The organism is Klebsiella sp. B345, from assembly GCF_051131735.1.
Classification (GTDB): domain Bacteria; phylum Pseudomonadota; class Gammaproteobacteria; order Enterobacterales; family Enterobacteriaceae; genus Klebsiella.
The window spans coordinates 853135-873646 of record NZ_CP180443.1; the positions used below are offsets into that span (position 1 = coordinate 853135).

The 20512-nt window shown below is 51.8% G+C and carries 23 protein-coding genes and 1 other annotated feature; of the genes, 6 read left to right on the top strand and 17 right to left on the bottom strand.

The genetic code is table 11. The features are described from left to right. Positions 1–2: 2 nt before the first annotated feature. The 8 genes from pheS to ACMYSO_RS04060 form a co-directional block, all read right to left on the bottom strand. A complete protein-coding gene (pheS, locus tag ACMYSO_RS04025; RefSeq protein ID WP_032687130.1) occupies positions 3–986 on the bottom strand; it encodes a phenylalanine--tRNA ligase subunit alpha in 984 nt (327 codons plus the stop codon). Between the two features lie 168 nt (positions 987–1154). Next, positions 1155–1280, bottom strand: a sequence feature (Phe leader region). Continuing rightward, entirely contained in the window at positions 1231–1275 is a 45-nt protein-coding gene (gene pheM / locus ACMYSO_RS04030) for a pheST operon leader peptide PheM (RefSeq protein ID WP_001386830.1), read from the bottom strand. Its footprint overlaps the feature before it by 45 nt. Positions 1281–1425: 145 nt before the next feature. Continuing rightward, the gene (gene rplT, locus ACMYSO_RS04035) at positions 1426–1782 is read right to left on the bottom strand and encodes a 50S ribosomal protein L20 (protein WP_004102963.1); all 357 of its coding nucleotides are present in this window, start codon (positions 1780–1782) and stop codon (positions 1426–1428) included. A gap of 50 nt (positions 1783–1832) precedes the next feature. Then, positions 1833–2030 carry a 50S ribosomal protein L35 gene (rpmI, locus tag ACMYSO_RS04040; RefSeq protein ID WP_001124225.1) on the bottom strand — a complete coding sequence of 66 codons (198 nt, stop codon included), beginning with the start codon at positions 2028–2030 and terminating at the stop codon, positions 1833–1835. A 97-nt stretch (positions 2031–2127) separates the two neighbouring features. Beyond that, positions 2128–2670, bottom strand: a complete 543-nt coding sequence (gene infC / locus ACMYSO_RS04045; protein ID WP_123754723.1) for a translation initiation factor IF-3 — start codon at positions 2668–2670, stop codon at positions 2128–2130. Positions 2671–2673: 3 nt separating this feature from the next. Next, the gene (gene thrS / locus ACMYSO_RS04050) at positions 2674–4602 is read right to left on the bottom strand and encodes a threonine--tRNA ligase (protein WP_123754724.1); all 1929 of its coding nucleotides are present in this window, start codon (positions 4600–4602) and stop codon (positions 2674–2676) included. A gap of 436 nt (positions 4603–5038) precedes the next feature. Continuing rightward, positions 5039–5272, bottom strand: coding sequence for a hypothetical protein (locus ACMYSO_RS04055; RefSeq protein ID WP_434669432.1), 234 nt, complete (start codon positions 5270–5272; stop codon positions 5039–5041). 282 nt (positions 5273–5554) lie between these two features. After that, complete coding sequence (locus tag ACMYSO_RS04060) at positions 5555–6313, bottom strand: DUF481 domain-containing protein (protein ID WP_434584348.1); 759 nt, start codon at positions 6311–6313, stop codon at positions 5555–5557. A 422-nt stretch (positions 6314–6735) separates the two neighbouring features. Between ACMYSO_RS04060 and pfkB the strand changes: the two genes are divergently transcribed. From pfkB to ACMYSO_RS04075, 3 genes are all read left to right on the top strand, one after another. Beyond that, complete coding sequence (gene pfkB, locus ACMYSO_RS04065) at positions 6736–7668, top strand: 6-phosphofructokinase II (protein ID WP_434669433.1); 933 nt, start codon at positions 6736–6738, stop codon at positions 7666–7668. 89 nt (positions 7669–7757) lie between these two features. Beyond that, positions 7758–8042, top strand: coding sequence for a type V toxin-antitoxin system endoribonuclease antitoxin GhoS (gene ghoS / locus ACMYSO_RS04070; protein ID WP_434669434.1), 285 nt, complete (start codon positions 7758–7760; stop codon positions 8040–8042). A 105-nt stretch (positions 8043–8147) separates the two neighbouring features. Continuing rightward, positions 8148–9020 (top strand): fructosamine kinase family protein, encoded by an 873-nt coding sequence (locus ACMYSO_RS04075; protein WP_434669435.1) that lies wholly within the window; start codon positions 8148–8150, stop codon positions 9018–9020. A 27-nt stretch (positions 9021–9047) separates the two neighbouring features. Here the strand turns inward: ACMYSO_RS04075 and tonB are convergent, their stop codons facing one another. Beyond that, positions 9048–9785, bottom strand: coding sequence for a TonB system transport protein TonB (gene tonB / locus ACMYSO_RS04080; RefSeq protein ID WP_434669436.1), 738 nt, complete (start codon positions 9783–9785; stop codon positions 9048–9050). 211 nt (positions 9786–9996) lie between these two features. Between tonB and ACMYSO_RS04085 the strand changes: the two genes are divergently transcribed. Beyond that, positions 9997–10293 carry a YciI family protein gene (locus ACMYSO_RS04085; RefSeq protein WP_123754731.1) on the top strand — a complete coding sequence of 99 codons (297 nt, stop codon included), beginning with the start codon at positions 9997–9999 and terminating at the stop codon, positions 10291–10293. 65 nt (positions 10294–10358) lie between these two features. Here the strand turns inward: ACMYSO_RS04085 and ACMYSO_RS04090 are convergent, their stop codons facing one another. Then, entirely contained in the window at positions 10359–10532 is a 174-nt protein-coding gene (locus tag ACMYSO_RS04090; RefSeq protein ID WP_123754732.1) for a YciY family protein, read from the bottom strand. A 144-nt stretch (positions 10533–10676) separates the two neighbouring features. On the opposite strand from ACMYSO_RS04090, the gene cls reads away from it, so the two are divergent. Next, complete coding sequence (gene cls / locus ACMYSO_RS04095) at positions 10677–12137, top strand: cardiolipin synthase (protein WP_123754733.1); 1461 nt, start codon at positions 10677–10679, stop codon at positions 12135–12137. 34 nt (positions 12138–12171) lie between these two features. Further along, positions 12172–12501, top strand: a complete 330-nt coding sequence (locus tag ACMYSO_RS04100) for an HI1450 family dsDNA-mimic protein (protein WP_123754734.1) — start codon at positions 12172–12174, stop codon at positions 12499–12501. 77 nt (positions 12502–12578) lie between these two features. Here ACMYSO_RS04100 and ACMYSO_RS04105 read toward each other — a convergent pair whose 3' ends face one another. The 7 genes from ACMYSO_RS04105 to ACMYSO_RS04135 form a co-directional block, all read right to left on the bottom strand. Then, on the bottom strand, positions 12579–13415 hold the full coding sequence (locus ACMYSO_RS04105; RefSeq protein WP_434584341.1) for an ion transporter: 837 nt from the start codon (positions 13413–13415) through the stop codon (positions 12579–12581). Between the two features lie 47 nt (positions 13416–13462). After that, a complete protein-coding gene (gene oppF, locus ACMYSO_RS04110) occupies positions 13463–14467 on the bottom strand; it encodes a murein tripeptide/oligopeptide ABC transporter ATP-binding protein OppF (protein WP_434584339.1) in 1005 nt (334 codons plus the stop codon). Then, a complete protein-coding gene (locus ACMYSO_RS04115; RefSeq protein ID WP_123754737.1) occupies positions 14464–15477 on the bottom strand; it encodes an ABC transporter ATP-binding protein in 1014 nt (337 codons plus the stop codon). The genes oppF and ACMYSO_RS04115 overlap by 4 nt, the downstream gene beginning before the upstream one ends. Positions 15478–15488: 11 nt before the next feature. Next, entirely contained in the window at positions 15489–16397 is a 909-nt protein-coding gene (gene oppC / locus ACMYSO_RS04120; RefSeq protein ID WP_123754738.1) for an oligopeptide ABC transporter permease OppC, read from the bottom strand. Between the two features lie 14 nt (positions 16398–16411). Continuing rightward, positions 16412–17332: an oligopeptide ABC transporter permease OppB gene (oppB, locus tag ACMYSO_RS04125; protein ID WP_123754739.1), complete on the bottom strand. Its 921-nt coding sequence runs from the start codon at positions 17330–17332 to the stop codon at positions 16412–16414. Between the two features lie 84 nt (positions 17333–17416). Then, positions 17417–19048, bottom strand: a complete 1632-nt coding sequence (gene oppA / locus ACMYSO_RS04130; protein ID WP_434669437.1) for an oligopeptide ABC transporter substrate-binding protein OppA — start codon at positions 19046–19048, stop codon at positions 17417–17419. 745 nt (positions 19049–19793) lie between these two features. Beyond that, positions 19794–20441, bottom strand: a complete 648-nt coding sequence (locus ACMYSO_RS04135) for a YchE family NAAT transporter (protein ID WP_434584333.1) — start codon at positions 20439–20441, stop codon at positions 19794–19796. Positions 20442–20512 lie beyond the last annotated feature (71 nt).

Consider the following 20512-nt stretch of genomic DNA (forward strand, 5'->3'; position numbering starts at 1 on the left):
CCTTATTTAAACTGTTTGAGGAAACGCAAATCGTTTTCGAAGAACGCACGTAAATCGGTCACGCCGTAGCGCAGCATCGTCAGACGCTCCATCCCCATCCCGAAGGCGAAGCCGGAATAGACTTCCGGGTCAATGCCGACATTACGCAGGACGTTCGGGTGCACCATGCCGCAGCCAAGTACTTCCAGCCACTTACCGTTTTTACCCATCACGTCGACTTCCGCGGACGGTTCGGTGAACGGGAAGTAGGACGGGCGGAAACGAATCTGCAGGTCTTCTTCAAAGAAGTTATTCAGGAAGTCGTGCAGCGTCCCTTTCAGGTTGGTGAAGTTGATGTTGGTGTCAACAATCAGGCCTTCCATCTGGTGGAACATTGGGGTGTGGGTCTGGTCGTAGTCGTTACGATAGACACGGCCCGGGGCAATGATACGGATCGGCGGCTGCTGGTTTTCCATGGTGCGGATCTGCACGCCAGAGGTCTGGGTACGCAGCAGACGCGTGGCATCAAACCAGAAGGTGTCGTGATCGGCACGAGCCGGGTGGTGACCCGGAATATTCAGCGCATCAAAGTTGTGGTAATCATCTTCGATTTCCGGACCGGTCGCCACGGTAAAGCCCAGCTCACCGAAGAAGTTCTCGATACGGTCGATGGTGCGGGTTACCGGATGCAGGCCACCGTTTTCAATACGGCGCCCCGGTAAAGAGACGTCGATGGTCTCAGCGGCGAGGCGGGCGTTCAACGCGGCGCCTTCCAGGTCAGCTTTACGCGCGTTAAGCGCCTGCTGAACCTGCTCTTTCGCTTCGTTGATGACCGCACCAGCGGCCGGACGCTCTTCTGGCGGCAGCTCACGCAGGGTGGTCATCTGAAGGGTCAGATGCCCTTTCTTACCCAGGTATTCCACGCGGACGTTGTCCAGCGCGGCAACATCTGATGCCTCATTAATGGCTGCCTTCGCACTGGCAACCAGCTCTGCGAGATGTGACATGGTTTTCCTCATTATGTCGGTGCAGACACCGGTTATGGTCATTATGTAGTTCTGACTATTTCGAGTTACAGGCAGCGTCGCGCATCACGTGGCAAAAAGAGCTCTGTCGTCGCAGGCGCAAACTCACTAACGCCCCTGCAGCTTGAAATAGCATGAACGGGTTCATATACGAAAAAAGCCTCCACAGTGGGAGGCTTTCTGGCGCTGTTTTCCGTTTCATCTTTCACGCGCTAGCCTCCTGGATTCAGGTGCTAAAGTAAAAAAAGAAGCGGAAAATAGCAGCATTCATGCTTGCATTACCTTGTCAGGAACTAAACGTCAGAGCTGTATTGAAAAGCTTACAGCAATAAAAGTCAATCTTCTGATAGGGTTATGCCCGAAATAATTCTAAGACGGGCATAAACAAAAAGAGGGAGACAAGCTCCCTCTTTCAACTGGCTTATGCCAGAGCTGCTTTCGCTTTTTCGACCAGCGCGGTGAACGCTAATTTGTCGAATACGGCGATGTCAGCCAGGATCTTACGGTCGATTTCAACAGAGGCTTTTTTCAGGCCGTTGATGAATTTGCTGTAAGAAATACCGTTCTGACGTGCTGCTGCGTTGATACGCGCAATCCACAGTTGACGGAACTGACGCTTTTTCTGACGACGGTCACGATAAGCGTACTGACCAGCTTTGATAACAGCCTGGAAGGCAACGCGGTATACGCGAGAACGCGCACCGTAGTAGCCTTTAGCTTGTTTCAAAATTTTCTTGTGACGTGCACGGGCAACTACACCACGTTTTACGCGAGCCATATGTGCTCTCCTGTATCTATTCTAATTAAAAAGTTAAAAGGGTTAACGACTTATGCGTACGGCAGGCACGCGATTACCAGGCCCAGATCGCCTTTGGAAACCATGGCTTTCGGACGCAGGTGACGTTTACGCTTGGTAGCTTTTTTGGTCAGAATGTGACGCAGGTTAGCGTGCTTGTGCTTAAAACCACCTTTACCGGTTTTTTTGAAGCGCTTAGCAGCACCGCGTACGGTCTTAATTTTTGGCATTTTAATAACTTCCACTTCGCATTGTTAATAAACGAAACGTAGGCGAACAACAGCTGCGGAACCTAAAAGGCTCCACAGACATTGCTACTTGAAGGCCTTACTGTTTCTTCTTAGGAGCGAGCACCATGATCATCTGGCGGCCTTCGATCTTCGTTGGGAAGGATTCGACTACTGCCAGTTCACTCAGATCGTCACGGACGCGCGTAAGCACTTCCATACCGATCTGTTGGTGGGCCATCTCACGACCGCGGAAACGCAGCGTGATCTTGGCCTTATCGCCATCTTCCAGAAAGCGAATCAGGCTGCGGAGTTTTACCTGATAGTCGCCATCATCGGTACCAGGTCGGAATTTAATTTCCTTAACCTGGATAACTTTTTGCTTCTTCTTCTGTTCCTTAGAAGACTTACTCTTTTCATAAAGGAACTTGCCGTAGTCCATAATACGACAAACTGGCGGTTCGGCGTTAGGGCTGATTTCAACTAAATCTACTCCGGCCTCTTCAGCCTTTTCGATAGCTTCTCTCAGACTCACAATACCCAGCTGCTCACCTTCCAGACCTGTTAAGCGAACTTCCAGGGCGCGAATCTCGCCATTGATACGATTCGGACGTGCCGTTTGAACTCGTTTTCCGCCTTTAATACCTTATTCCTCCAGTTGTTGAAGACTGCGGCTGCGAATCTCTTGTTGCAGCTTTTCGATCACTTCGTTTACGTCCATGCTGCCGAGGTCTTTACCACGACGGGTACGCACCGCAACTTTGCCGGCTTCGACTTCTTTGTCGCCACAGACCAGCATATACGGGACACGACGTAAAGTGTGCTCGCGGATTTTAAAGCCAATCTTCTCATTTCTCAAGTCCGCTTTTACCCGAATACCCGCATTTTGTAGTTTACGGGTCAATTCGTTAACGTATTCAGACTGAGAATCAGTAATATTCATCACTACAACCTGCACCGGCGCAAGCCAGGTTGGGAAGAAGCCGGCGAACTCTTCGGTCAGGATGCCGATGAAGCGCTCCAGTGAACCAAGAATGGCACGGTGAATCATTACCGGGACCTGACGCTCGTTACTTTCGCCAACATAAGAGGCGCTTAAACGCTGCGGCAGGGAGAAGTCCAGCTGCACAGTACCGCACTGCCATGCACGATCGAGGCAGTCATACAATGTAAATTCAATTTTCGGACCGTAGAATGCGCCTTCACCCAGTTGATATTCAAACGGGATATTGTTTTCTTCCAGCGCGACTGCCAGATCCGCCTCAGCACGATCCCAGGTCTCGTCACTACCGATACGTTTTTCCGGACGAGTTGAGAGTTTGACGACGATTTTCTCGAAGCCAAAAGTGCTGTACATATCGTAGACCATACGAATACAAGCGTTTACTTCATCACGTACCTGATCTTCAGTACAGAAGATGTGTGCATCATCCTGTGTGAAGCCACGTACGCGCATCAGGCCATGCAGTGCACCCGACGGCTCGTTTCGATGGCAGCTACCGAACTCTGCCATACGCAACGGCAGATCGCGGTACGATTTCAGACCCTGGTTAAAGATCTGTACGTGACCCGGGCAGTTCATCGGCTTGATGCAGTATTCACGGTTCTCGGAAGAGGTGGTGAACATCGCATCTTTGTAGTTGTCCCAGTGCCCAGTTTTTTCCCACAGCACGCGGTCCATCATGAACGGGCCTTTCACTTCCTGATACTGGTACTCTTTCAGTTTAGAACGTACGAAAGTTTCCAGTTCGCGGAAGATAGTCCAGCCGTCATTATGCCAGAACACCATTCCCGGTGCTTCTTCCTGCATATGATACAGGTCGAGTTGCTTACCGATCTTACGGTGGTCACGCTTAGATGCTTCTTCCAGACGCAGCAGATGCGCGTTAAGCGCTTTTTTATCGGCCCATGCGGTGCCGTAAATACGCTGCAGCATCTTGTTGTTGCTATCGCCACGCCAGTACGCGCCTGCGGTTTTCATCAGTTTGAAGTGATGGCAGAAACGCATGTTCGGTACGTGCGGTCCACGGCACATATCGACATATTCTTCGTGATGGTACAAGCCAGGCTTGTCATCATGGGCGATGTTTTCATCAAGAATTGAAACTTTATAGGTTTCGCCACGCTTGACGAAGGTTTCACGCGCTTCGTGCCAGCTGACTTTCTTCTTGATGACGTCGTAGTTCTTTTCGGCGAGCTCGTGCATACGTTTTTCGAGCGCGTCGATATCTTCCTGGGTCAGCGTATGGTCGAGGTCGACATCATAATAGAAGCCGTTGTCGATAACCGGGCCGATAGCCATTTTGGTATTGGGCCACAGTTGCTTGATCGCGTGACCTAACAGATGCGCGCAGGAGTGACGAATGATCTCCAGACCATCTTCATCTTTAGCGGTGATGATAGAGAGGGTTGCATCGTTTTCGATAGGGTCGCAGGCATCAACCAGCTCACCATTAACACGTCCGGCGATAGTCGCTTTCGCGAGGCCTGGACCGATATCCAGAGCAACATCCAGCGGGCTGACTGCGTGGTCAAAATGGCGTTGGCTGCCATCAGGAAGCGTAATTACAGGCATTTTATGTCCTTATTTGCAGTGGTGCCCCACACGAAAGAGCACATACAAAACAATATAATCATAATTATCAACAAGTTGTAGCACAGCTCCCGCTTCACTCTGCGAAATATGAGGACGCCCGTTTACCGAACCGTTCCCACCTGTAGCCGCCTGTTGATAACACCGACCTTTAGTCTACACATCATTTCTGCGGGTTAAAAGTCTGAACAGGATAAATGGTTGCAATGATTGATAAAACAAGGGGGGTGGATAAAAAACGATGGGGTCATTCGTCAGGGGATAAACATGAAACCACGCTGCCGTCATTAAAATAATCAGGCATGGGATTCAGGAGAAACATAAATGACTTTGGAGCAAAACTCGGGAAATAAACCGGTACATCTTTACCCGGCTTTATATTTCCTGAATTTAATATACGCGATGTACAGGCGAAATATCAGGACCACTCACCGGCAACAAGAGTATGCACATTAAAAGCATCATCCATAGTGTGACCGGTTGATTGTGAACCGGGAGCAATATTAGAACCCGCTTCGACATCCGTCGCTTTGGCAATGCCAATTTGTGTATGTTCGGTAGCGCCTGACGGAGGAACCTGATCGGCGGCGAATGCGCCAAACGACAGGGTGCACAGCACGGCAGTCGCCATTGCGATTTTGCTATTTTTCATGATGGTGGTTCTCTTATTTACTTAAGGTTTTTCGGCAAAGCATTCATCTCTGTCGATAAACCACAGTATAGATCCAGATCACAACTTTGTCCGAGCCAATATTTAGCTATTTGTGTCAAATTAACGTAAAACTTGTCAGGAGGCGTGTCGAAAAAACCGATTATGGAGAAAGTATGGAGGCTATTTTCTTTTTATAAAAAACAAAACTGAAGACCAAAAATAATAATGTCACTTATTGCTAATTTTAAAACATTCAGGCCGGATTTACCGGCCTGAAATATATTACATTTTATAACCTAGCGACAGCGTGGTGCGACGATCGGTGTGCTCTGGCGCCGATGCCGGCGGCTCGGAGTTCCAGGTCAGATTGTAGGCAACCCGCAGTGCAAAATGCGCATTGATCGCGACGTTTAATGCACTTTCCGAGTTCAGCGTCGTGTCCTGAGCGCCAAAGACCGATACACCCTGAGTGAATTTGGTGTTATCCGTCATCTGCCAGGCCCAGGTACCGGACGCATAGCCCAGCGGCTGAGTATCATTGTCACCGTCGGTATACTCGTCATAGCGTACGCCAGGACCGAATTCAAAACGCAGGCTGTGGACCGGGCCGTTGAGGATCTGACGACCGTAACCTGCAGTTAATACATCGCGCTGCTGATAACCGTTATAGCGGTCAGTCAACCAGCTGGCCTGACCAAAGACATAGTTGCTGTCGGTCAGGTTATAACGACTACGACCCCCAACCGCATACTTCTCGGAAGAGCGCTGGTCGTTCGACGAGGTGTTGCTGGCATTACCCCACAGCGACCATGCGGTCGTATTGCCGTACCAGGTGAGTGTTGAATCCGCAGTCATTGAAGAACTTTTCGTATTTCCGGACTGCGCCAGATAACCGGCGTTAACAGCACCTTCGAAAGGTTTTTTGGCAGTGGAAGGGTCATCCATAACAGTAAAAACGGAATCATCGGCCAGTGCGTGCATAGACGCAAAGAGCCCCCCCGCCAGCAATGCCGCTGCGGGTACTGTCATCAAAAGCTTCATTTAATTTAGAGTCCGTACAACAAAAAGAGAGACCCGCTGGGTCCCGGAAACTTTCGCAAGGATCGCTATACGCGTCATCCTTCAGGCTACTTCTTTGCTGGCGCCACTAAGACTTCCTCTATCACAGCATGTGCTGTGCTCCCGGAGGTAAATCTTTCCTTGCCGCCTCGACGCATCTTGAATGATTTTTTGTATCTTGCAGGTCCAATGAAAGGCAGAGAATTATAAAAAAGCACGATTAACATAGCAATCAATTACTATTTCATTTTTTGAATAAGACGGCTCTCAGAACAATCTTTATTTCATAATGATAAAAATAAATAGCGCTTTACAAAACACCACCTGCCACCGCTTCCCCTTCCTGACAAGAAGTGCCATGCTTAAAACCAAAGCAGCTAAATTCGTATCATGGAGGAACCTGGATGACCAAAATTTATACGCTTACGCTGGCCCCCTCGCTCGACAGCGCCACGCTGACCCCGCAAATCTACCCTGAAGGTAAACTTCGTTGCAGCGCACCGGTTTTCGAACCCGGCGGTGGCGGCATTAATGTCGCGCGGGCCATCACCTTCCTTGGCGGTGCAGCGACGGCGATTTATCCGGCCGGCGGCGCCACCGGAGAGCACCTCACCGCCCTGCTGGAAAGCGAACATGTCCCGGTTGACACCATCGAAGCCCAGGACTGGACACGGCAAAACCTGCATGTACACGTCAGCGCCAGCGGCGAACAGTACCGTTTTGTCATGCCAGGCGCTGCCATAACGCCAGAGGAGTTCCAACGCCTGGAAGAAAAAGTGCTGGCTATCGAACCGGGCTCATTGCTGGTGGTCAGCGGCAGCCTTCCGCCGGGAATTAACGTTGATGACCTGACCCAGCTGGTAAAAAACGCGCAGCAGCACGGGCTGCGCTGCATTATTGATAGCTCCGGCGACGCGCTGGCGGCTGCGCTAACAGTCGGGAATATCGAGCTGGTCAAGCCCAACCAAAAAGAGCTCAGCGCGTTGGTCCAACGCGATCTCAGCCAGCCGGATGATGTGCGCCAGGCCGCGGAAGAGTTGATCCACTCTGGTAAAGCACACCGGGTGGTGGTGTCGCTCGGTCCACAGGGAGCGCTGGGTGTTGATGCCAACGGTAGTGTTCATGTCGTACCGCCGCCGATGAAAAGTCAAAGCACCGTCGGCGCCGGAGACAGCATGGTCGGCGCTATGACCCTACGTCTGGCTGAAAATGCCAGTCTGGCAGACATGGTTCGCTTCGGCGTCTCCGCCGGCAGCGCCGCCACCATCAACCAGGGTACCCGGTTGTGCTCGCTGGAAAACACGCAAAAAATCTACCGTTACCTCTGCGGCCGCTAATTCCCCTTCCCTCTGCTCGTGCAGAGGGAGTCGCCAAATCATCATCTTGGTCTATGCTAAAAATTTCATGGATTACAACAGGGTGAAAAATGAGCACAGAAATTGTTACTCACGTCGCAACGGTTAACTTTCAGGAAGAGACGCTAACCGAAATTAACGAACTTAGTAATCACCTCACCCGTGCAGGATTCACGTTGGTGCTCAATGATGAGAACGGAAAGGTCCATGAGCTGGGCACCAACACCTTCGGCATGATCTCTGTTCAAACCGCGGATGAGGTCAAAGCGCTGTGTGCCGGACTGGCGGAAACCGCGCTCGATCGCCCCGTTGACGTTACGGTGACCACATTTGATGCGTGGTTGAAAGCTCAATAAGTGCGATTAGCGCAGCGGAAAGCACCAGTTGTGCGTCAGTTCGAATTTTACACCGGGGTTATGAGCTAACCTTATGAAATGGTGGAAATCAAGGGGAGAGACAGCATGTGGCAAGCTATCAGTAATTTGTTAAGCGACTGGCACACTGAAGCAGCTGAAATCGAACTGCGCAATGAACTACCCGGTGGTGAAATTCACGCAGCCTGGCATCTGCGTTTCGGTGGGCGAGATTACTTTGTCAAATGTGATGAACGTGAATTGCTGCCTATCTTTACCGCCGAAGCCGACCAACTGGAACTGTTGTCGCGCAGTAACACCGTTAGCGTCCCGCAGGTTTATGCCGTCGGCAGCGATCGCGATTACAGCTTTGTGGTGATGGAGTTTCTGCCCCCTCGCCCGCTGGATGCGCACAACGCCTTTTTGCTCGGACAGCAAATTGCGCACCTGCATCAGTGGAGCGATCAGCCACAGTTCGGGCTGGATTTTGATAACGATCTTTCCACCACGCCGCAGCCCAACGCCTGGCAACGCCGCTGGTCGACATTTTTTGCCGAACAGCGCATCGGCTGGCAGCTGGAGCTGGCCGCCGAAAAAGGGCTCAACTTTGGCGACATCGATACGATTGTCGATCATGTGCAACAGCGTCTCAGCAATCACCAGCCTCAACCGTCGCTGCTGCACGGTGATTTGTGGTCAGGTAACTGCGCGCTTGGGCCAAACGGCCCCTATATCTTCGACCCCGCTTGTTACTGGGGCGACAGAGAGTGCGACCTTGCCATGCTGCCGCTGCATCCGGAACAGCCGCCGCAAATCTACGATGGCTATCAGTCGGTTTCACCGCTACCTTCAGGGTTCCTCGACCGCCAGCCGGTCTACCAGCTTTACACGCTGTTGAACCGGGCGATTTTGTTCGGCGGGCAGCACCTGGTGGTGGTGCAAAAAGCGCTGGATGACGTGTTACTGGAAAAGGCCCCATAGGGGCCTTCTTTTTGGTGAACTGCGCGGTTAACTGATTTCCACCCCTTTCAAGCGGAATTTGATGGTCATCGTCACGCCGGTGCCCGGTTTGCCCGGCTCGTAGCGCCATTTACGCAACGCGTTTTTGACTTCACGTTCAAACATATTCGCCGGCTGTGCGGAGAGAATTTCCACGTTATCAATCCGCCCATCCGGGGTCACATCAAATTTAACGCGAACTGAACCTTCAATACGCAGCGCCTGGGCACGTGTCGGGTATGCTGGTTGGTTTCGGCTCAATGCTCTCGGGCCGCTCGGCGCCGTCAGCGTAGGCTTAGCGTTTGCCGTCGCGGTGCTCGGCTGGGTACGCGCCGGTGCGGTATTCGTCGATTCAAACGGTGAGACCGCCTTCGGTTCTGCCGGCTTCACGTCGCGCTTCGGCTGCTCAACTTTTTTCTCAGGTTTTGGCTTCGGCTTCGGCTTTGGCTTCGGCTCGGGTTTATGGATTACCACCGGCGCTTCTTTCGGCGGCTCCGGCACCACTTCCGGTTCAGGTTCAGGCTCCGGCTCAACAACAGGCTCAGGCACCGGTTGTACTGCCTGAGGCGGTTCGAGATCCGCCGGCGCGACCATGGTTATCTCGATGGGCTGAGAGGGCGATGGCCGTTCAATAACCTGATGTACCGAGGTGTAAAGCAGCCCGGCAACAACGGCACCGTGGATAACCACGGACAGCAGCGTCGGCCACGGGAAGCGGCGAGGTAAATCAAGGGTCATTGCGCTCATAGTCGTTTCTGTTGAAAAATGATGGTCTGATTTTAAATGCAAATAGCAATCATATTCAATAAGCCGTGTTATCTGGCATCAATATTTGCCTCATTTTGTGGAAAAAAAGCGTTGAGGCCAGACATTTTCGTGCTGACTCGCATCTTTACATTGCAGTCAACGGTGGATTCACTTAACGTGATTCGCCAATTTATTGATAAGGAGCCTTGCCGTGCTTTACGTTATCTACGCTGAAGACATCGCCGATTCTCTGGAAAAACGCATGTCGGTTCGCCCTGCCCATCTGGCACGTTTACAATTATTACGTGATGAAGGTCGTCTGCTGACCGCCGGGCCAATGCCGGCAGTTGACAGTAATGAACCTGGCGCGGCTGGCTTTACCGGTTCAACGGTCATTGCAGAGTTTGAATCGCTGGAAGTGGCAAAAGCATGGGCAAATGATGACCCTTATAACGCCGCTGGGGTATATCAGAACGTGTCAGTAAAACCTTATAAGCAGGTTTTCTGAGACAGGTTGGGCGTTTAAAGAACAGAGGCACCGTAAACGGTGCCTTTCTTATCGGTACTCAGCTATCAGTAATCAGTGAAGACAAACAGCAGGGAGCCACGTTGTCGTTTCACCAACTCCTTTCTGATAGAAAGGATGCGCATGTTGCGGCGCGATTGGGCCTCCAACCAGCGGGACTTACGGCGACTCACCTGTCTTAGCATACGCCAGCGCCCTACTTCCGTTCTACTACGCTTCATTGCTACTACTCTACAAGTGAAAAACAGTCCACATTATAAACCTATGAATCTGGCAGACCAACGCTTTCGCTGTGTTTTTATTTGCCAGATGCATGTTGATGCGTAAACTCATGACATAGAGTAATTCAAAAGGATTTTTCATCTATGACAACCTTTTACACGGTAGTGAACTGGCTGGTCATTCTTGGTTACTGGCTACTCATCGCCGGTGTAACGTTACGCATATTGATGAAACGGCGCGCCGTTCCCTCCGCAATGGCGTGGTTACTCATTATCTATATTCTGCCGCTGGTCGGGATTATCGCCTATCTCTCATTTGGCGAACTGCATCTGGGTAAACGCCGGGCAGAGCGAGCCCGCGCGATGTGGCCTTCTACCGCCAAATGGCTTAACGACCTTAAAGCCTGCAAACATATCTTTGCCGATGATAACAGCCCGGTTGCGGAGTCCTTGTTCCAGCTCTGCGAACGCCGTCAGGGAATTGCCGGTGTTAAAGGTAACCAGCTCCAGCTGCTAACGGAATCGGATGATGTGATGCAGGCGCTGATGCGCGATATCCAGCTGGCCCGGCACAACATTGAGATGGTGTTTTACATCTGGCAGCCTGGTGGTATGGCCGATAACGTTGCGGAATCACTAATGGCCGCGGCACGACGTGGCGTGCATTGCCGCCTGATGCTGGATTCGGCCGGGAGCGTCGCCTTCTTCCGCAGCCCGTGGGCGGCGATGATGCGTAATGCCGGGATTGAGGTTGTCGAAGCGCTGAAGGTCAATCTGATGCGTGTGTTTCTGCGTCGCATGGACCTGCGCCAGCACCGCAAAATGGTCATGATTGATAACTATATTGCCTACACCGGCAGTATGAATATGGTCGATCCGCGTTTCTTTAAACAGGATTCCGGTGTGGGCCAGTGGATTGATTTGATGGCGCGTATGGAAGGCCCGGTGGCCACCTCAATGGGTATCGTCTACTCATGCGATTGGGAAATTGAGACCGGAAAACGCATTCTTCCACCGCCGCCAGATCTCAACATCATGCCTTTTGAAGAAGCCAGCGGACATACCATCCACACTATCGCCTCGGGCCCAGGCTTCCCGGAAGACCTGATTCATCAGGCGTTGCTAACCGCCGCCTATTCCGCCAAAGAACACCTGATCATGACCACGCCGTACTTCGTACCCAGCGACGATCTGCTCCATGCTATCTGTACGGCGGCGCAACGTGGGGTCGACGTCAGCATTATCCTGCCGCGTAAGAATGATTCGCTGCTGGTCGGCTGGGCCAGCCGGGCCTTCTTTACCGAGCTGCTAGCCGCCGGGGTAAAAATTTATCAATTCGAAGGCGGTCTGCTGCATACTAAAAGTGTTCTGGTTGACGGCGAGCTTAGCCTGGTTGGTACGGTGAACCTCGATATGCGCAGCCTGTGGCTTAATTTCGAAATCACTCTGGTGATAGATGACGTCGGATTCGGCGGCGATCTGGCGGCCGTTCAGGATGATTATATTTCCCGCTCTCGCCTGCTGGATGCGAAGCTGTGGTTAAAACGTCCGCTGTGGCAACGGATCGCTGAGCGACTGTTTTACTTCTTCAGTCCGTTGCTGTAAAACGTGCCAATCAGATGTTTAACGGGTAGCAATCATGGATATGGATTTAAACAATCGCCTGACCGAAGACGAAACACTTGAACAAGCGTATGACATCTTCCTGGAGCTGGCTGTCGACAACCTCGATCCGGCGGATGTCATTCTGTTCAACCTGCAGTTTGAAGAGCGCGGCGGTGCCGAGCTGTTTGACCCTGCGGCAGACTGGGAAGAGCATGTCGATTACGACCTGAACCCGGACTTCTTCGCCGAAGTGGTGATTGGCCTTGCCGATACCGATGGTGGCGAAATTAATGATATCTTCGCGCGCATTCTGCTGTGCCGTGAAAAAGATCATAAGCTGTGCCATATCCTGTGGCGTGAATAAGCGCCCCGCTCGCCGCACCAGCTAAAAAAATGGCAGCCGCTCATCAGACCGGCTGCCATTTTATTTTCACTCTCCCGTCACTCCGGCAGTTCACTCCCGCAGGCATTGCAATAGCGTGCATTTTTATCATGCGCCGTGTGCTGACAGCTGGGGCACGTCCGACGAGCGCGACGCTCCTGCAACGAACTGGTCATATGGGTGGTAATCAGCCCCGTCGGTATCGCAATAATCGAGTAGCCGATTAAGATAAGGATCGACGCCAGCACTCTTCCCATTGGGGTATGCGGGGTGATATCCCCATAGCCGACCGTTGTGATGGTGACGATTGCCCAGTACACCGACGCATTTAAGGTGGTGAAACCATATTCCGGGCCTTCAATCAGGTACATCAGCGATCCGAAAATCACCATCACGATCGCAATAAATGAATAGAACAGGATTAACTGATGGCGGGCGCTGACGATAGCCACCCAGAAAATATTCAGTGACGGCATAAACCGTAGCAGTTTGAGAATACGCAAACAACGGATCGCCCGCATTGCTCGCCAGGCAAAAACATAATTAAGGCTCATTTCTGGCCACATCCACATCACATAGAGCGGCAGAATAGTGGCGAGATCGATGACGCCCCAAAAGCTGAAAATATAGCTCAGCGGTTTCGGCCAGGTGGCAATGCGCAGGAAATATTCCAGGGTAAAAACGACGGTAACAAAAATCTCAAGCCAGACAAAAATATGCCATTCATCAAAGGTCAGATGATATTGCGTGCCAAGACCAGACTCGATAAATATTACCAGCACGCTAAGCAGCGCAAACATGCCGCACAACGCTTCAAAGCGGCGCCCGGAGCGTCGGGTTTGATCGAAGAGTAAATGATACAGCCGCTGGCGGGCGGAATAAGCATGAACGGCCACGTTAACCTCTCAAAAAATAAGGGGCTGACCTACGTCAGCCCCTGAGATTATAACGGGTCTACCTTCAGACAGGAAACCGCATGACGGAAGCTCCCCTCCAGTACCGGCCGCGTTTTCGCACACTCCGGACCGGCGATAGGGCAGCGCGTGCGGAACACGCATCCCGAGGGCGGGTTAATCGGCGAGGGTAGCTCGCCCTCCAGCAGCTGGATGGTTTTATTCTTTTCCAGGTCCGGGTCAGGAACCGGCACCGCTGACATCAGCGCCTTGGTATAAGGGTGCAGTGGATTATGGTACACCTCATCATAGGTGCCCAGCTCCACCGCATGCCCGAGATACATCACCAGGACGCGATCGGAAATATGCTTCACCACCGCCAGGTCATGGGCGATAAAGATCAGTGACAGACCCATTTCCCGTTGCAACTGCTGCAGCAGATTGACCACCTGCGCCTGAATCGACACGTCCAGCGCCGATACCGGCTCATCACAGATGATCAGTTTCGGTTCCAGGATCAGCGCGCGGGCAATACCAATACGCTGGCACTGGCCGCCGGAGAACTCATGCGGATAGCGGTTAATCAGGTTGGGTAATAGCCCCACCTTCATCATCATCGCTTTCACCCGGTCACGCACTTCCTGACGCGTCATTTTCGGATGATAGGTTCGCAGCGGCTCTGCAATAATCTCACCGATCGTCATACGCGGGTTCAGCGAGGCCAGTGGATCCTGGAAGATCATCTGGATATCGCTGCGCACCGCACGCCACTCTTCCTGCTTCATGCCGAGCAAATCTTTACCAAGCCAGGCGACTTTGCCATCGGTCGCTTTCACCAGGCCAATAATCGCCCGCGCAAAGGTCGATTTGCCGCAGCCAGACTCACCAACGACGCCGAGGGTTTCACCTTCGTACAGACGTAACGTGACGCCATCTACCGCTTTCAACGTCTTGGCGGGCTGCCAGAACCACTGTTTCCCATCCTTAATATCGAAATGGACTTTCAGATCGGCGATTTCGAGCAGGACTTTTCTTTGTTCGGTAACGGCATTCATAGCAGATCCCCTACTGGTTGAAAGCAGGCTCGCAGGCGGCCCGGTGCAAACTCCTCCAGCGGTGGAGCACTATGGCAAATTTCCATCGCATGCGGGCAGCGCGGCTGGAACGGACAGCCCTTCGGCAGACGCAGCAGGTTGGGCGGGTTGCCCGGAATGGTCAGCAGCGACTCGCCTTCGGCGTCCAGCCGCGGTACCGCATTCAGCAGGCCAATCGAGTACGGATGCGAAGGATGATAAAAGACATCGCGCGCCATCCCGTATTCCATGGTCCGCCCGGCGTACATCACCAGCACTTTGTCACAGATCCCGGCAACCACACCGAGGTCGTGAGTAATCATGATAATCGCGGTATTAAACTCGCGTTTGAGTTCATTCAGCAGGGTCATAATTTGCGCCTGGACGGTCACATCCAGCGCGGTCGTCGGCTCATCAGCAATCAGCAGTTTTGGCCGACACAGCAACGCCATGGCAATCATCACGCGTTGACGCATCCCGCCGGAAAACTCGTGCGGATACATTTTCATGCGTTTGCGCGCTTCCGGCATTTTGACCGCATCAAGCATCTTCACCGACTCTTCAAACGCTTCGGCTTTGCCCATCCCCTTATGCAGCATCAACACTTCCATCAGCTGCTCCCCCACCCGCATATAGGGGTTCAGGGAAGTCATCGGGTCCTGGAAGATCATTGAAATTTGTTCGGCACGCAGCTTATTCAGCTCGTGTTCCGGCAAATTAAGGATCTGGCGGCCGTTAAATAACGCCGAGCCGCCGATATTGCCGTTAGAAGCCAGCAGGCCCATCAACGCAAATGCGGTCTGCGATTTACCGGAACCCGATTCGCCGACGATACCCAGGGTTTCCCCGGCGCGCAGGTTAAAATTAAGATCATTGACCGCCGTAACATCGCCATCCGGGGTCTTAAACGTCACCCGGAGGTCTTTCACATCCAGCAGCAGGCCAGATTGTTGCTGGGCCTGCGGCGCTTTTGCCGTTTCAATTATGCTCATGACGGCGCTCCTTAGCGGTCTTTCGGGTCGAGGGCATCACGCAGGCCATCGCCAATAAAGTTGAAACAGAACAGCGTTACCACCAGGAAACCGGCAGGGAACAGCAGCAGCCATGGTGATACTTCCATGGAGTTGGCACCGTCACTGAGTAATGCGCCCCAGCTGCTCAGCGGCTCCTGGGTACCCAGACCAAGGAAGCTTAAGAAGGATTCAAACAGGATCATGCTCGGCACCAGCAGCGAGGCGTACACCACCACCACCCCCAGCACGTTCGGCACGATATGGCGAACCACAATATTAAAGGTGGATACCCCGCCAACCTGCGCTGCTTCGATAAACTCTTTACGCTTAAGGCTCAGCGTCTGGCCGCGCACGATACGCGCCATATCCAGCCAGGAGACCATCCCGATAGCCACGAAAATCAGCAGGATGTTCTGACCGAAGAAGGTGACCAGCAGGATAACGAAGAACATGAACGGGAAGGAGTTGAGGATCTCCAGCAGACGCATCATCACCGAATCCACTTTGCCGCCCAGGTAGCCGGAGAGCGAACCATAGAGCGTCCCCAGCACCACCGCCACCAGCGCGGCAGCCACACCAACCATCAGCGAGATACGCCCACCGATCGCCACGCGAACCAGCAGGTCACGGCCGGAGGAGTCGGTGCCAAAGTAGTGGCCGGACTCCATCTCCGGAGCGCTGGACATCATGCCCCAGTCGGTATCAAAGTAGGAGAACTGGGATACCATCGGTGCAATGGTCACGAACAGCGCGATAATCACCAGCACAATCAGGCTGGCGACCGCGGCGCGGTTATGCATAAAGCGGCGGCGGGCGTCCTGCCACAGGCTACGCCCCTCAACTTCGAGCTTTTCACTGAAGTTTTCCAGCGCTTCGCTATTTTTCTTACTTAACATCATGGCGAACCCCGGCTTCAGTAGCGAATCTTCGGATCGATGACGGCATACAGCACGTCAACAATCGCGTTAAATAGAATAGTCAGCGCGCCGACCAGAATGGTCAGACTCAACACCAGCGAATAGTCGCGGTTCAACGCGCCATTCACGAACAGCTGACCAATTCCCGGAAGACCGTAGATCGTTTCGATGACCATTGAGCCGGTGATGATCCCAACAAACGCGGGTCCCATATAAGAAAGGACCGGCAGCAGTGCAGGCTTCAGCGCATGGCGGAAGATAATCCGGCGCATCGGCAGCCCTTTAGCCCGGGCGGTACGGATGAAGTTAGAGTGCAGAACTTCAATCATTGAGCCGCGGGTAATACGCGCGATACTGGCGATATAGGCTAACGACAGGGCCACCATCGGCAGGATCATAAATTTCAACGCCCCGCCGTTCCAGCCACCGCCGGGCAGCCAGTGCAAGGTGATGGCGAATATCATCACCAGCAGCGGCGCGACCACGAAACTGGGTATCACGACCCCGGTCATGGCCACCCCCATCACCGCATAATCCCACTTGGTGTTTTGTTTCAGTGCCGCAATCACCCCCGCCGTCACGCCGAGAATGACCGCCAACAAAAAGGCGGCAAGACCTAATTTGGCAGAGACCGGGAAGCTCGAGGCCACCAGATCGTTTACCGAATAGTCTTTGTATTTAAAAGAAGGACCGAAATCACCGTGCGCCAGTTGTTTCAGATAATGAAAATACTGGGTCATGATGGGGTCATTTAAATGGTATTTGGCTTCGATATTCGCCATGACTTCCGGCGGCAGCGTGCGTTCACCGGTGAACGGACTCCCCGGTGCAAGACGCATCATGAAGAAAGAAATAGTAATTAGAATGAATAGCGTCGGAATCGCTTCCAGACAGCGACGAAATATAAATTTTAACATTGCCCGTACCTTCTGGCCTGTGCCTATCGAGTGCGATGAATTCAGACACGGTGGGGCAAGCTGCGCCTGCCCCACGTATTGCCATTAATGTTTGATAATATACAGATTTTTAACGTAGATATTATCTAACGGGTCTTTACCGGTGTAGCCACCCACCCACGGTTTAACCAGACGGGCGTTGACATAATAGAACACCGGTACGATCACAGAGTCTTTATCCAGCTGTTGTTCCGATTGCGCGTACAGGTCTGCACGTTTCGCATCATCAGTGGTCTGCAGGGTCTGAGCGATGATCTTATCGAAGGCCGGACTCTTATAATGAGAGGTGTTGTTTGAGCTATCGCTCAACATGGTATTAAGGAAGGAAGTCGGTTCGTTGTAATCTGCACACCAGCCGGCACGCGCCACATCGAAGGTCCCCTGATGGCGATTATCGAGGAAGGTTTTCCATTCCTGATTTTCCAGCTTCACATTGGCACCCAGGTTTTTCTTCCAGATGGAGGCAACGGCAATCGCCAGTTTTTTATGCAAATCAGAGGTGTTATACAGCAGATTAAAGGTCAGCGGTTTATCAGCGGTATATCCCGCTTCAGCCAGCAGTTTTTTCGCTTCTTCGTTACGCTTGTCCTGAGTCCAGTTGAACCACTCAGGTTTAACAACTTTCATTCCATCAGTATATGGCGGCGTATAACTATAAGCCGGCAGGTCGCCCTGGTTTTTCACTTTATTGACAATGATGTCGCGATCCAGCGCCATTTTAAGGGCGGTACGTACACGCACGTCGGTAAACGGTGCTTTCTGGTTATTAATTTCGTAGTAATAGGTGCACAGATACGGATCGACGTGAACTTCTTTCGGGATCTCTTTCTTCAGTTTCTGGAACAGTTCAATCGGCATGTTGTTATAGGTCATGTCGATTTCACCGCTGCGGTAACGGTTAACGTCAGTCACTTCCGATGAAATCGGCAGATAGGTAACCTGATTGACGACTGTTTTCGCGTTATCCCAGTAGTTGGTATTACGCTCAAGCACAATGCGCTCGTTTACCACCCAGTCTTTCAGTTTATAGGCGCCGTTGGTGACGATATTAGCAGGCTGAGTCCACTTCTCACCGTATTTTTCAATAGCGGCTTTAGGGACCGGAGAAACGGATGGGTGCACCAGCAGTTTATAGAAATATGGAACTGGTTCGCTCAGCGTGACTTCAAAGGTTTTATCATCGATGGCTTTAACGCCGAGGTCGCTGGTCGGTTTTTTGCCGGCGATAATCTCATCGACATTCAGCACGTGGCCGTATTGCAGATAGCTGGCGTAAGGGGAAGCCGTTTTTGGGTCAGCCAGACGCTGCCAGCTGTAAACGAAATCTTGTGCGGTAACCGGCGAGCCGTCAGACCATTTTGCGTCTTTGCGAATATGGAACGTCCAGACTTTAAAATCTTTATTATCCCAGGACTCCGCCACGCCAGGAATTGGATGGCCTTCTACATCGCCGATCACTAATCCTTCAAACAAATCGCGGTTAATGTTGGATTCCGGCACGCCTTCAATTTTATGCGGATCCAGCGATTGCACTTCTGCGCCGTTATTACGAACCAGCGTTTGCTTGTCCGCCAGCTGCACTCCAGCAGGTACATCTGCCGCCATGGCAACATTGGCGGTAATTAGCGCAGAGAGAACCCCTGCAGCTACCAGACTTTTTTTGGTGATGATGGTCATTGTGTTGTTACTCCATTCATTATAATTACTGGCTATTTAACCAGCCTGTTTTTTTCCCCTTGCGGGATTCTGTACAGTGCAGGAGTTTTTGCTGCTGTCAGACTTTACTGCTTGCTATCACCGACTTATTTATTACGGCCGCTCAAACGGCAGCCTTAGCGTCGATTCTTTCACCCGCTTATTCAGGGTGGTCGCAATGAGTTAATTAATAATGATTCTCATTTACGTATATTTTTGAGCGAAGGATCAGGCCGGAAAATATCAAAAGGCCATCACCACCGCCAATGCAATTTGCAAATATGTTACCGAATTCTCTTTTATCTTTTTTCTTACCCTGCCGCCCTGTCCTGCTTTCAAAACTCTGGCGGAGTAAAGCACTTGTATTTCATACAGATAAGTTTTCAGCCTTCGCTCAGAGCTCCGGCAACGTGGCGATGATGCTTTTTGTACGAAAATTTAACAATCGATTATTTTTTAGCACATTCATCTGCTCTGATAGTGAAATTACTAATATCATTTCAATTATCCAACGGCAAGCACCAGAGAATGATGTGAAGAAAATAACAGTTGTTACGATGGGGAGAAAATGAGGGAAGTAGAGAATAAACACGATAACAACATGATAATTAACGATAAAAACAACTATCACAGAAAAGTATTTTACGCGCTTATATCAACCATATTGATATGTTTTGCTAATAATCAAAAAAGGCGAAGCGCTACGCTCCGCCGTATGTCAGTTGGCTTACCCCACCAAACCAGGAAACAGCGCTTTAATGCCGGTGACGATAAACTCAATACCCAGCGCCATCAACAACAGACCCATAATACGCGTGATGACGTTGATCCCCGTTTGCCCGAGCAGGCGAACCAGCCATGGTGCCATACGGAAAATGCCCCAACAGCACAGCGCAAACAGCGCGATCGCGACCGAGAAACCAAACAAGTGTGCCACGGTGTGATAGCGAGTTCCCCAGACGATGGTCGAACTGATTGCCCCTGGTCCGGCCATTAACGGCAATGCCAACGGCACGACGCCAATGCTTTCACGAATCGCCGTTTCTGATTTTTCCTGCTTGTTTTGCTTATCCTCACCCAGCTTGCCGCTGATCATCGACATCGCGATCGTCACCACCAGGATCCCACCGGCAATACGGAATGAATCAATAGAGATACCGAATATTTGCAGAATGGAGTCGCCGAGGAACAGCGAAGTCCACAGAATGATGGCGACGGAAAGGTTTGCCGTCAGGTTGGTTTTATTGCGGATCGCCGCCGTCTGATAGCTGGTCATACTAATGAAGACGGGAATGATGCCGACCGGGTTTACCAGCGCAAATAACCCGATGAAAAACTTGAAGTAAGCTGAAAAATCAAACAACGGTTGGATCACAGTGCGCTCCGCAGCATCATTAATAATGGCTGTTGACAGTTAGTCACATAAAATATTCGCGCAGAAGATAC

Excerpts from the sequence above, each read along its gene's own strand:
- pheS (WP_032687130.1), bottom strand. The coding sequence starts at position 986 with ATGTCACATCTCGCAGAGCTGGTTGCCAGTGCGAAGGCAGCCATTAAT.
- rplT (WP_004102963.1), bottom strand. The coding sequence starts at position 1,782 with ATGGCTCGCGTAAAACGTGGTGTAGTTGCCCGTGCACGTCACAAGAAA.
- rpmI (WP_001124225.1), bottom strand. The coding sequence starts at position 2,030 with ATGCCAAAAATTAAGACCGTACGCGGTGCTGCTAAGCGCTTCAAAAAA.
- thrS (WP_123754724.1), bottom strand. The coding sequence starts at position 4,602 with ATGCCTGTAATTACGCTTCCTGATGGCAGCCAACGCCATTTTGACCAC.
- ACMYSO_RS04055 (WP_434669432.1), bottom strand. The coding sequence starts at position 5,272 with ATGAAAAATAGCAAAATCGCAATGGCGACTGCCGTGCTGTGCACCCTG.
- ACMYSO_RS04060 (WP_434584348.1), bottom strand. The coding sequence starts at position 6,313 with ATGAAGCTTTTGATGACAGTACCCGCAGCGGCATTGCTGGCGGGGGGG.
- pfkB (WP_434669433.1), top strand. The coding sequence starts at position 6,736 with ATGACCAAAATTTATACGCTTACGCTGGCCCCCTCGCTCGACAGCGCC.
- ghoS (WP_434669434.1), top strand. The coding sequence starts at position 7,758 with ATGAGCACAGAAATTGTTACTCACGTCGCAACGGTTAACTTTCAGGAA.
- ACMYSO_RS04075 (WP_434669435.1), top strand. The coding sequence starts at position 8,148 with ATGTGGCAAGCTATCAGTAATTTGTTAAGCGACTGGCACACTGAAGCA.
- tonB (WP_434669436.1), bottom strand. The coding sequence starts at position 9,785 with ATGAGCGCAATGACCCTTGATTTACCTCGCCGCTTCCCGTGGCCGACG.
- ACMYSO_RS04090 (WP_123754732.1), bottom strand. The coding sequence starts at position 10,532 with ATGAAGCGTAGTAGAACGGAAGTAGGGCGCTGGCGTATGCTAAGACAG.
- cls (WP_123754733.1), top strand. The coding sequence starts at position 10,677 with ATGACAACCTTTTACACGGTAGTGAACTGGCTGGTCATTCTTGGTTAC.
- ACMYSO_RS04100 (WP_123754734.1), top strand. The coding sequence starts at position 12,172 with ATGGATATGGATTTAAACAATCGCCTGACCGAAGACGAAACACTTGAA.
- oppF (WP_434584339.1), bottom strand. The coding sequence starts at position 14,467 with ATGAATGCCGTTACCGAACAAAGAAAAGTCCTGCTCGAAATCGCCGAT.
- ACMYSO_RS04115 (WP_123754737.1), bottom strand. The coding sequence starts at position 15,477 with ATGAGCATAATTGAAACGGCAAAAGCGCCGCAGGCCCAGCAACAATCT.
- oppC (WP_123754738.1), bottom strand. The coding sequence starts at position 16,397 with ATGATGTTAAGTAAGAAAAATAGCGAAGCGCTGGAAAACTTCAGTGAA.
- oppB (WP_123754739.1), bottom strand. The coding sequence starts at position 17,332 with ATGTTAAAATTTATATTTCGTCGCTGTCTGGAAGCGATTCCGACGCTA.
- oppA (WP_434669437.1), bottom strand. The coding sequence starts at position 19,048 with ATGACCATCATCACCAAAAAAAGTCTGGTAGCTGCAGGGGTTCTCTCT.